The following is a 12,050-nucleotide window of genomic DNA, read 5'->3' on the forward strand; positions in this document are numbered from 1 at the left end:
GATAAAGAGCCGGTTCTATTTTGTTATTATCCTGTTTGATCTGGTCTTTTTGGAACTTTTCCATATTTCTAAGCATTTCAGCAGGATCTGTCATTTCTTTCCATTGATATTGACTCTCATCTTCACTCCAGGTCTTGAAATCATTTGCCTCATATCTTTTACTGGGTCGTTTTTATAATCTTTCCACTGTTTCATAAATTGATCTTCCGTCACTTCCAGCTCTTTCCCACCTGCAAGCGATCCTATTCTTACAGTTCTTCCGCCAACAGTTGTGTCATTATCTGTTTTTCCAATTTTTTCTACCTCATCAAATTTTTTGCTTCCTGCAAATTTGAAAACGTGCGTACTTGTAGAGTCTTCCATTTCTAAGATTAGACCTGGCAATCCGTGAAACTTATAAGGTCCATCCTGAAAAGGGAAATCTTGTGAAAACCAAGCTGTCCAAATTCTTCCACCAAAGTCAAGACTTGCTTTTTGAACTTCGAACTTATCAATCGTTTTTTTATCGGGAAGTATTTTCCAATCCATTTTTTTGAAATCTGACACATCAAAACGGTTTTGCCCCATCGAGGTATGAAGATTAATCTTGAAATCTGGATATTGTTTCACCACAGAAAATGGCACTTTTGAAGGGTTATTGTCGGTGTAATTGATATTACTTGATCCCATTGATAATTGCTTTTGTACATAAGCTTCTCTAATGGAATCGCTCACAAACTTTTTCCTGCTGTAGAACTTGCTGCCGTCTTTTTTGATATCCAGGTACATCAGTTCTGTATCCATAGAATCTTTCTTCTCGATATTTGAAACAAACTTGTACTCGTACATTATTCTAGTTCCTTGAGCGAAAATGAATAAGTTCAAAAAGCTCATCATTAATAAAAATAACTTTTTCATACCTAAAAATTTAGTGATTTAAAATTAAGAAAAATAAAAAGGCAGACGAAAAAAATCGCGTGCCTTTTTGGTTATAATAAAATGGTGTGTTACTTGAAATTGAATTTTACGGAGAACATAAATTGGCTTGGACGGATGTACATTTGATTGGTCGTCACAAGTTGTTGTAAAACATCTACATTTACCGTTTCATAAACTTTTCTGTTGGCGATGTTCAACCATTTGAATTCGAAATCAATTTTTCTCTTAACCCAAGTATATTGATAAGATAAGTCGAAGAAAGAGTTTCTAAAGCTTTGTCCACTTGCTTTTGTAGACAGATCATCCCAGTTGAAACCAAAAGTATGATTATCGCTTGGATAAATATAGGCTGCTAGATTATGATTCCAACCGCTGGATGTAAATACAGTATTATCGTTTTTGTTGGTATTTTTACTCCAATTCAAATTGATATTATAATCTATACTGAACCAACTGAAATAGGTGTTATTAAATTTGACACCCATCGTTTGTCTACTGTTCGCCGACTCTCTCAAATCTGAGTTAAAATAAGAGAAAGAATTGGAGTCTGTATTAGTTCCACTTATAGATAGATTGGTTTTGAATTTTGGAAAATACTTACCAATTTCTGCACCTTCTGTCTGGGTTTTTATTGTATTTTCTAAACTTTGTAATACAAGCTCAGAAATGAAACCATTAGTTGTGTAACTTTCTATTAAATTTCTTTTGTTTGTAGAATAGTTATATCTCACATTGAAGAACAAATTATTCAAAGGGTTTCTGTATTCTAATCTTGACCCAACCATTCTAGATAAGTACTCTGGCATTTCTACATCTTTACCGAATCTAACCTGCATACTGGTAGGACTTGTCAGCATATTTCCTCCATAAAGGAATCCAAAGTTTCCAAAATCATAAGATTGATTGGCGAAAGCCCAGATTTTGAAAAATGATGCAAAGTCTAAGTTTGCAAATAAATTAGGCTCAAAAACAGTTTTACTTTTATCTAGATAATTTTGCCTGATGTTATCTTTGTAGGTAATACCATAGAAATTCATTGGAAGAGTTAGGTTGAGGTTGAAATTTTGAGATTTGAAATTAACGCCAACCTGCGTATAAGGCATTACCTCATTCCAATCCATATCATTTTGTTTTTCTATTCCTAAATAATAGCTGGTATTATTAGCTTCTCCGGTAATAGCTGATTTCAAATTATTGAAGTTCATATTCAAACCAAACTCTGGTGTGAATGTCCATTTCCTATAAGAAAAGCCTACGGAAGCGGAGTGATTGACTTCGAGGGTTTTAGAAATGGCGTATTGTCTAATTTTATCAAAATCGCTAAATCCAAAGTTTTCCATATAGTTTCCTGGAGAAACCGTAAGCGTCTGCTTGTCTTTCTGATACTTAACATAACTCATAAAATTAACAAGCTTATCGTTCCAAGGAATAATTGTGCTTAATGAATTTTGGAATGTTCCTGTTGGAGAATCTAAAGACTCGTCCGCAAATTTATGAATTGGTGTTGCTGTAGGATCATTTACTAATGGAGGGAGATTGTTGTCTACATTAGCTCTATCTGTATTCCAGAAGCTGTTCCAAGTTGTTGTATTTTTGAAAAATCCTTTTTTAGCATTCTTTGTGAAAATTAATTCACCTTTTGCAGCATTATCAAAAAATCTATTATTGGTGCTTGAAATAAAAGTCCCACCTGTTCCGATTGTAGGAGAGCCAGCTTCATAGACTTTTGTTTGTAAATCTTCTCTCTTGATGCTATTATTAGTGTAAGAAGCATTGGCTTTCAGTTCCCATTCTTTATTTTTGAAAGGACTTGTCAAAAGATTTGCTGAAAAGAAATGAACATTATTTAAAAGATATCTTTTTTCAGGTACATCCGGCGTTCCAGCAGTTTCTATATTAGTCCAAGATTTTTGACCCGCTTGAGATCTTCTCCCTTCCCAGCGACTCCCAAAGCTTAATAAGTTCCCTTCTTTTTCTACACTTTCTCCGTTATTATTGGCTTTGTAATTTACAACCCATTGGTTTTTCTGCCCAAAGAACATTGGCGTCAATTTCACATTCCAAAGTAACGGGCTGAAACCTGCACCAATCTCTCCACGACCAGTCATAGTCACAGATTTTTTCAGTTTAATGTTAAGTGCAGCTTGTTCAGAAGGAACTTTATCTCTAAGGATACTTACAGGCTGGTGGTTTTCTAGAACCTCAACTTTTGAAACAGCATCTTTTGGTAGAGAGTTATTAACCGTTCCATATCCACCTTCCATGAGATCTTTCCCGTTAACATAGAATTTGTTAATCGCTTCACCTTGATAAAGAACAGTTCCATCTTTGTTAACTTCGATGCCTGGGATTTTTTTCAAAACATCGGCAAGCGTTCTGTCATTTTTATTTTCAAAAGATTTAAGGTCGTAAGCGATTGTGTCACCTTTTTTGGTAATCAATTTTGTTTTAAGTCTCACTTCTTGGATTTCTGTAGCTTGAGAATCCATTGAGAAATTAAGCTTTTGATCACTGTTGGTAATAGAACGCGTAATTGGTTTTTGATTGAAGGCTTTTATCTTCAAATCAAGATTAGTCTCAGAAGAGGTAAAAGTGACTTTGTACTCTCCCTTAGAATTAGAAATTCCGTAAGCAAGAATTGCATTTTTTCCCGGTTCTTCGATTGTTACACTTGCACTAGCAAGCGGTTTACCATCACCATCGTTAATTAATCCTGTAATTGTCTTTTGCGCAAATACCGTCAAAGTAAAACTCAGCACAAAAAGGATAGATAGAATTTTTTTCATTGTTATTAATTGTATCACTAAAACATTAGTAAAAGAAACTTACAAAATGTTACAAACTTTTTATTGGAGTGTAAAAAAAGAAATAAGTTAAATACAAAAACCGTATAAATACCTCAACATTCGTCGATTTATAAATTCAATCCAATTTATTTATAATTAATACAAACTAAGGAATGGTTTTTTCTTGGTTGAATGTAAAATTTAATAAATTTGTTCCTTAATATTACATTAACATGGGAGTTATTCTAAAACCTATTGATATTGTAGATGATATCACCAAAGAAGAGTTCTTTGAAAAATACCTTAAGCCACGCAAACCTGTGGTAATTAAAAATATGGCTAGAAAATGGCCAGCTTACCAAAAATGGACTATGGAATATATAAAGGAAGTTGTTGGAGATGTGACAGTTCCTTTATATGATAGTGCCAAAGCTGACCCTGCTGCTCCTATCAATGCGCCAACAACAGAGATGAAGTTTGCGGATTATATCGATCTAATACAAAGAGAGCCAACAGACCTGAGAATCTTCTTCTTTGACCCAATAAAACATGCTCCGAAAATCCTAAATGATTATATTTCCCCAAAAGAATTAATGGGGGGATTTCTAGACAAATATCCAAGTATGTTTTTTGGAGGAAAGGGTTCTGTAACGTTTCTTCATTACGATATTGATATGGCGCATATTTTCCATACGCACTTCAATGGAAGAAAACACGTTCTGCTTTTTGATTATAAATGGAAAGAGCGACTTTATCAAATCCCTTACGCCACCTATGCCTTAGAAGATTTTGATATAGAAAATCCTGATTTCGAAAAATTCCCAGCTTTAGATGGTGTTGAAGGTATCGAATGCTTTCTGGAACACGGCGACACACTTTTTATGCCGACAGGTTGGTGGCATTGGATGAAATACCTGGATGGTAGTTTTTCAATTTCTTTAAGAGCTTGGGACAAAAGCTGGGCTGTGAAAGCACACTCGCTTTGGAATCTTACCGTTCAAAGAAACTTTGACAACTTTATGAAGAAAAACTTCAAAGCCAATTATATGAATTGGAAAGAGAAAAAAGCCATCGAAAGAGCCAATCATGCTTTAAAAAGAGGTTTACCAAGATAATTTACAAAAGGTAAAATCAACATAAAAAAAATGCAACTAAATAAATCAGTTGCATTTTTTATATATTAAAAATAATTTGGTCTTAAACTACACCTTGAGCCAACATTGCCTCAGCTACTTTTACGAAACCTGCGATGTTTGCACCTTTTACATAATTCACATAGCCGTCTTCTTCTTTACCGTAATCTCTACAAGCTTTATGAATACCAATCATAATCTCTTTCAATCTTGCATCCACTTCTTCTGAGCTCCAGTTCAATCTGATTGAGTTCTGAGTCATTTCAAGTCCAGAAGTTGCAACACCACCAGCGTTAGAAGCTTTTCCTGGAGAGAAAAGAACTTTGTTGTCCAAGAAGTAATTAATAGCGTCTAAAGTAGAAGGCATATTAGCTGCTTCAGTTACACAAAGACAACCATTTGCTACCAATTTGATTGCATCTTCAAGGTCCAATTCGTTTTGAGTTGCAGACGGGAAAGCAATATCACATTTCACTTCCCAAGGTCTTTTCCCAGCAAAGAATTCTGCTTCAGGATATTTTTTTGCGTAATCTTCAGCTCTGTTATTTCCAGAAGCTCTTAATTCTAGAAGATATTCGATTTTTTCTCCCGAGATTCCATCTTTATCATAGATATAACCATCTGGTCCAGAAATAGTAACAACTTTTCCACCAAGGTCATTGATTTTTTTGATAACTCCCCAAGCTACATTTCCAAAACCAGAAACTACAACCGTTTTGCCAGCAATAGATTCGTTGATGGTTTTCAACATCTGCTCGGCAAAATAAACTACACCATAACCAGTTGCTTCTGGTCTGATTAAAGAACCTCCGTAAGCCAAACCTTTACCTGTTAGAACTCCAGTAAACTCGTTTCTGATTTTTTTGTACATCCCGAAAAGGTAACCTATTTCTCTTGCTCCAACACCGATATCACCTGCAGGAACGTCTGTTTCAGGACCAATATGCTTGCACAATTCCATCATAAATGCTTGACAGAAACGCATCACTTCCATATCAGATTTACCTTGAGGGTCAAAATCAGAACCTCCTTTTCCACCTCCCATTGGAAGCGTAGTCAAACTATTTTTGAAAACCTGCTCAAAAGCTAGGAATTTAAGAACACTTAAGTTAACTGTTGGATGAAATCTGATTCCTCCTTTGTATGGTCCGATAGCAGAATTCATCTGGATTCTGAAACCTCTGTTCACTTGGATTTCTCCATTATCATCGATCCATGGCACACGGAAAATGATTACTCTTTCCGGTTCAGCCATTCTCTCAAGAAGCTTCATTCCGGTATATTCTTTTTTTGTAGCGATGAAAGGAATCACGGTCACCGCAACTTCTTTTACAGCCTGGATAAATTCTGGTTCATTAGGATTTTTGGCTTCAATTTTTGCCATAAATTCCAGAATCTTTTGTTCAACGTTATAGTGTTCCATTATTCTATAATTATGACAACAAATTTAATTTTATTTTCGAATTTCGCAAGTAATATTTTGATTTTTATTGAAAATTTAACGATATTAATTAAGTTTTTTGCATAATGTATAATTACGTCATATGTGTTAATAATTTTTGAATTTAATGTTAAATTACTTCAAGTTTCAAAAATGTTACTTTTCTAGCTTATCTGATATTGTCGCCCAGAAAGGCATTTGACATAACCATATATCTCCAAATCAAGAAGAATTGGTAATAATTTATGGTGTAGAATACCTGTTTTTTCGGCTAATTCGTCCAAAGAAATTGTATGTTCATCTATGATAATATCGAGAACTTTTTGATGTTCAACTTTGGAAGAATCCAGGACGATTTTTGCTTTTTCTTTAGGAAAGAGTTCTGGCTGAAGGGAAAGATTGAGGTTTTCAATCAGTGATTTGATATTGACAATAGTTTCTGCTTTGTTCATCGCAATTAACTGATTACAGCCTTGGCTATAAACATCTATGATTTTTCCTGGCAAAGCAAAAACATCCCTATTGTACTGATTCGCTGCTGTAACTGTAGTCATAGAACCGCCACCATAAGCCGTTTCTACAACAATCAACTGAGGAGAGAACCCAGCAATGATTCTGTTTCTTTGTAAAAAATTCTCTTTCGCCATTCCTTCAAAAGAAGCATATTCTGTAATCAGAGCACCATTGTTTTCAAGGATTTTCTTTGCAAGATTTTTATTGGAAGCTGGATAAATCTTGTCCAGGCTTTGAGCTAAAACAGCAATTGTTGGGATTTGATTTTTAAGAGATTCTTCGTGGACAGAAGTGTCCGCACCAAGAGCTAATCCACTTACAGTACAAACTTTCGTACCTGACAATTCCGTTAGTAAATCTTGAACAAAACTCTTCCCATAAAAAGTCAATTTCCTTGTCCCAACAATACTTATTGGATTGAAGTCATTACTAAGATTCCCTTTGTAGAAAAGAAGAATTGGAGCGTCGTCACAATTAAGAAGATGTTTTGGGTAAAGTTTTTCGTTTTGCGAAATAATGTTAATCCCTTGTTTTTCACAGAATTTCAACTCTTTTTCAGCTTGTATTAAAAAGTCTTTGTTTCCAATATCCCTAATTGAATTATTTCCAATTCCTGATATTTCTAAAAGCTTTTTTTTCTGAGATTCCCAGACTTTTTTGGCTGAACCAATACTTTCTAAAAGTTTTTTGAGATTGATATTTCCAATGTTTTTGCACTGTTTAAGCGCGAGAGTATAAAGAAGTTCTTCGGTTGTCATAAGGTCATTTGTGTTCTGACCAAATTAAGAATTATTTTTCATTTCTCCGAATTTCATCCAGATATTCCCAAATATTATGTTGTTTCAACTGAGGAAGTTCTTCAAAGTCTTCTGGATGATTGGCGATGTATTCTTGCCACATTTTATCGTCTCTTTCGTTGTAATAGTTTGGATATTCCCAGATGAATTTTCTTTTTTTTTCTTCTCCAATCTTTCTGAAAATCAATGCAAGTATAACTCCGGTAATACTTCCTGCAAGATGCGACTGCCAGCTGATTTTACTCGGTTCCTGTAATTGAGAGAAGAATTCTTCCGGAAAAATCCCCCAAATCAAACTTCCGTAATACAAAGCAACAAGAAGAGAAATAGTTAACAACTTCATATTCCAACGAAAAACTCCACTGAAAAAAATGAAAAATGCCAGCATATAAACCAATCCACTTGCGCCAACGATGCAACTGTAATTCCATTGTCCTGTGACGATATCAATTGGCGGAAGCATCCAAACCAAAAGTCCAGAAGCAATCCAACCTATCAAAAATATTCTGGTAGCAATTTTAGGATAAAACTCGAATAACAAAAACAGTAAAATCGCAATTGGCATCGAGTTGCTGACAATGTGGTCCAGATTGCCGTGTAAAAGTGGAGCGAAAATCACACCCTTCAAACCTTCTGGCATCAATGGAATCAAGGCTCCACTACAACCACCGAAGAATCCAATGTTCTGCAAAAGAAAGAAACTCCACATCAATACCAACATAAAAATTGGTACGAGGAACGATTTGAGTTTAAAAGCTTTTGTTAACATTGATTTTAGTTTCACAATTTTACAGCCAACTTTTTTCTGAGGAAATTTTGTCTGTAAAATACAACATCAGAACGTTAATTTGGTTATAAAGTCCGACTTTTCAAATTTTGATTTACTATTTTTGCCTTTAAATTTTGAATTAATGAAAAAGGTATTGGCGATATTTTGTCTTGTTTTGAGTGTCGTATCTCAAGCACAGGTTACTGATTATCAGAAAATAATAGATTCAATTTCACAAAAAAAATGGGATTCTACGGGGCTTGACCTCGATAGCCTTTCCAGTCCAAGGATTGTTGACATCAAGAGAATCAAAAAAGATTCGATAAAACTTAATAATAACCTTGTGATTGTTCCCGGAGGAGAAGAAGCAGGTCCAATAACCCCTTCTACAATTCTTACTCTACCGACTCTTAAGCGTTGGTTTATTTTTGGGCAAAATAGTTTAGTTTTCAATCAATCTTCTTTTGCCAATTGGTATGCGGGAGGCAATAACAACATTGGTGTTATCGGAAAGGCAAATTATAATATCGTTTATAAAAAAAATAAACATTATCTAGACAATAATATTCAGTTAGGTTATGGATTTGTTTCCTCTACAGGACAATCTACCAGAAAAACCGATGATTACATCAATGTCATGACCAACTATGGTTATGAATTGGCGCAACATTATTATTTGTCAACTGGTTTTCAATTCCTTTCTCAGTTTACAGCTGGGTATAATTATTCTAACACTCCAGATCCCGTTTATGATGATAGAATCTCAAGATTTATGGCGCCTGGTTATCTCAACTTAGGTATTGGTGTTTCTTACAATCCGAACGAAAATTTCCAGGTGATTCTGAGACCTGCGAATGGAAAATTTACTTTTGTACTAGATAAAAAACTTCAAGTAGCTGGCAATTATGGTCTTGAAAGAGATGGCCAAAGCATGAGAGCTGAGCTAGGTGCAATGGTAAATATTCTTTATAAAATCAAGCTTTTCAAAGATGCTACTTTTGTAAATCAGGTCAATTTCTTTACTAATTATCTAGAACATTCGGAGAGAGTTGACATCAACTATAGTGGAAGTTTGAATCTAAAATTCAACAAGTATATTACCACTGTTGTTACACTTGATATGATGTATGACCACGACCAAATCCAAAAACTACAAAGGAAACAAACCCTTGGAATCGGAATTACCTACAATCTGGGTTACAAAATGGAGAGAGACAGCAACACAGGCGTTATCAAACCATTTTTATAAATTAAGATTTGATTTCTAATTTCAGTAAGCATTTTACTAGTAAATGCTTATTCTCAGGACCAACCTGTTCAAAATTCCACAAAAACTTGCTTAATTGTCGGACAGAACACATTGATTCTAAACCAATCGGCTTTCTCCAACTGGGTTGCTGGAGGCGCTAATAATGTTGGTTGGCAAGCTGGTTTCAATTACAATTTGACTTACGAAAAAGATAAAGACCTTTGGGAAAATCTTATTATTCTTGGATATGGGATGAATAACACCCAAGGCGTTGGAAACAGAAAAAAACCAAGATGTCATTAATCTTTCTACCAATTACGGACGCAAAATTTCTGATAATTGGTATGTTTCTGTAGGCGCTGGTTTTATTTCACAATTTGCCGCAGGCTACGATCCCGAAGCAGAGAAAATTTCTAACTTTATGGCACCGGGATACCTCAATCTGGGTGCCGGTTTTACCTATAAACCTAATGACAATTTCACGATGACATTAAGACCTGCAAATGCCAGATTAACTTTTGTTTTGGATGAAGGTTTACAATTGGCCGGGAATTATCGTCTGAAAAGCGATGGAGATGCGGTGTTATTTCAATTAGGTTTTTTGGCAACAGTTAACGGTAAGAAAAGGTCGGATGACAAGCAGAATCAAGGTTGGAAATAATATCATTTTAAAATAAAAAAAGTGGAGAATTAATTCTCCACTTTTTCGTTTAACCAACCCAATTCTCCAAAATGTTTTTTGAATTTTTGAATCTTAGGACCAACTACTGCACTACAATATGGCTGTGTGGGATTGTCATTATAATAACCTTGATGATAAGCTTCTGCTGACCAGAATTTTTCGAAAGGAACAATCTCTGTTACATATTTTCCGTTCCATTCTTGTTTTGCTTCGGATTCTTTTAGAGATTCTTCTGCTTCCTGCTTTTGTTTTTCAGAATGATAGAAAATAGATGATCTATATTGAGTTCCAATATCATTGCCTTGTCTGTTAAGTGTTGTTGGATTATGAAGAAACCAAAACACTTCTAATAATTGTTTATAAGAAATAACTTTAGGGTCAAATGCAATCTGAACAACTTCTGCATGACCAGTTGTTCCTGTGCAAACTTCTTCATAAGTGGGATTGTCTTTATGACCTCCGGAATATCCGGAAATCACAGAGTCTACACCTTTTAGCATATGAAAACAACTTTCCACACACCAAAAACATCCACCTGCCAAAGTGGCATATTCCAAATTGTTTTTATCCATTTTTTGATTTGTTAGAGGTTTTGTTTTTTTCTCCTGCCCATTGCAGTTGATGAGAAAAAAACTGAGTATTAATAATAAATAACGATTCATTTTCTGGAAGAAAAAATCCTTTGATTTTTCTTGTCATCAATAGCAAAAATTATTCCTATCAAAAAGAAACATCAAAGGATTTATGAATATCAATTATTTATTTTCCCAAACAAGAGCACTTGCTCCTAGAATGGCTGCATCTGCCTCATCCAACTCGCTGAAAACTAATTTTACTTTTGAGCGGAAGATAGGAAGCAGGTTTCTTTCCATATGCAATTTGGCAGGTTTTAGCAGGAAATCTCCAGCTTTAATCACACCTCCAAATAACAATATAGCTTGTGGAGAAGAGAACATTACAAAATTTGCTAGTGCTTCTCCTAATTTTTGTCCTGTATATCTGAAAACTTCGATTGCCGTTGGGTCTCCCTTTTCAGCACACTCGTGTACTGTTTTAGAGTTAATTGCGTCTTCAGGATATTGATTTAGCATAGAATCTGGAAACTCTGCACGGAATTTTTTAGCTGTGATAGCAATTCCAGTTGCAGAAGCATAAGCTTCAAGACTTCCTTCAGAACCTGTGCTCCAGTGTTTTCTTCCACCAGGTTTTACAATTGTATGTCCTAATTCACCAGCAAATCCATCGTGTCCGTAAATCAGATTACCTCCACTGATGATTCCACTTCCAACGCCTGTTCCAAGCGTAATCATTATGAAATCCTTCATTCCTCTTGCTGCTCCGAACATCATTTCGCCAAGAGCGGCTGCATTAGCATCATTGGTCATTTTACAAGGAACACCAAATTTTGCTTTCATCAATTCTGCAAAAGGAACCACGCCTTTCCAAGGAAGATTAGGAGCCAACTCAATTGTTCCTTTGAAATAGTTAGCGTTGGGTGCACCAACTCCAATACCGTCTAGCCTTGTATTTTGGCTAACTTCGTCTATCAAAGGTTTGATGTTGACGTACAAGGCTTCTATAAAATCCTCTACCTCTTTATACTCTTCAGTTTTTATACTTCCTTTCGCAAGGATTTCTCCGCGATGGTTGACCAAACCAAATTTAGTATTAGTTCCGCCAATATCTATTCCTATTGCTATTTGCTTAGATAAATCAATTAATGACATTAATTTTTAATTTTTTAAGACCCTAAATTTAGGGA

General features: G+C 35.0%; 9 protein-coding genes and 1 pseudogene. 3 read left to right on the forward strand and 7 right to left on the reverse strand.

Annotation, left to right across the window (positions count from 1 at the left end; all coding sequences use genetic code 11):
• Nucleotides 1-90 precede the first annotated feature (90 nt).
• Together RTY06_RS07775 and RTY06_RS07780 are read right to left on the reverse strand one after the other, a co-directional pair.
• Complete coding sequence (locus RTY06_RS07775; protein WP_312824021.1) at nt 91-897, reverse strand: GLPGLI family protein; 807 nt, start codon at nt 895-897, stop codon at nt 91-93.
• A gap of 89 nt (nt 898-986) precedes the next feature.
• The gene (locus RTY06_RS07780) at nt 987-3,704 is read right to left on the reverse strand and encodes a TonB-dependent receptor (RefSeq protein ID WP_312824023.1); all 2,718 of its coding nucleotides are present in this window, start codon (nt 3,702-3,704) and stop codon (nt 987-989) included.
• Nucleotides 3,705-3,937: 233 nt separating this feature from the next.
• On the opposite strand from RTY06_RS07780, the gene RTY06_RS07785 reads away from it, so the two are divergent.
• Nucleotides 3,938-4,819 (forward strand): cupin-like domain-containing protein, encoded by an 882-nt coding sequence (locus RTY06_RS07785; RefSeq protein ID WP_312824025.1) that lies wholly within the window; start codon nt 3,938-3,940, stop codon nt 4,817-4,819.
• A gap of 82 nt (nt 4,820-4,901) precedes the next feature.
• Here RTY06_RS07785 and gdhA read toward each other — a convergent pair whose 3' ends face one another.
• The 3 genes from gdhA to RTY06_RS07800 form a co-directional block, all read right to left on the reverse strand.
• Nucleotides 4,902-6,260, reverse strand: a complete 1,359-nt coding sequence (gdhA, locus tag RTY06_RS07790) for an NADP-specific glutamate dehydrogenase (RefSeq protein WP_312824026.1) — start codon at nt 6,258-6,260, stop codon at nt 4,902-4,904.
• A 182-nt stretch (nt 6,261-6,442) separates the two neighbouring features.
• On the reverse strand, nt 6,443-7,549 hold the full coding sequence (gene dprA, locus RTY06_RS07795; protein WP_312824027.1) for a DNA-processing protein DprA: 1,107 nt from the start codon (nt 7,547-7,549) through the stop codon (nt 6,443-6,445).
• A gap of 31 nt (nt 7,550-7,580) precedes the next feature.
• Entirely contained in the window at nt 7,581-8,357 is a 777-nt protein-coding gene (locus tag RTY06_RS07800) for a rhomboid family intramembrane serine protease (protein WP_312824028.1), read from the reverse strand.
• 142 nt (nt 8,358-8,499) lie between these two features.
• Here RTY06_RS07800 and RTY06_RS07805 point away from each other — a divergent pair, with 142 nt between their 5' ends.
• Entirely contained in the window at nt 8,500-9,606 is a 1,107-nt protein-coding gene (locus RTY06_RS07805; protein ID WP_312824029.1) for a DUF3078 domain-containing protein, read from the forward strand.
• 30 nt (nt 9,607-9,636) lie between these two features.
• Nucleotides 9,637-10,216, forward strand: a pseudogene (locus tag RTY06_RS07810) (DUF3078 domain-containing protein); the annotation flags it as partial.
• 80 nt (nt 10,217-10,296) lie between these two features.
• Here RTY06_RS07810 and msrA read toward each other — a convergent pair.
• On the reverse strand, nt 10,297-10,950 hold the full coding sequence (msrA, locus tag RTY06_RS07815) for a peptide-methionine (S)-S-oxide reductase MsrA (protein ID WP_312824031.1): 654 nt from the start codon (nt 10,948-10,950) through the stop codon (nt 10,297-10,299).
• Nucleotides 10,951-11,043: 93 nt separating this feature from the next.
• Nucleotides 11,044-12,015, reverse strand: coding sequence for an ROK family protein (locus RTY06_RS07820; protein WP_312824033.1), 972 nt, complete (start codon nt 12,013-12,015; stop codon nt 11,044-11,046).
• Between the last annotated feature and the right edge of the window lie 35 nt (nt 12,016-12,050).

It is taken from the genome of Epilithonimonas sp. (assembly GCF_032055105.1).
Lineage (GTDB): Bacteria > Bacteroidota > Bacteroidia > Flavobacteriales > Weeksellaceae > Epilithonimonas.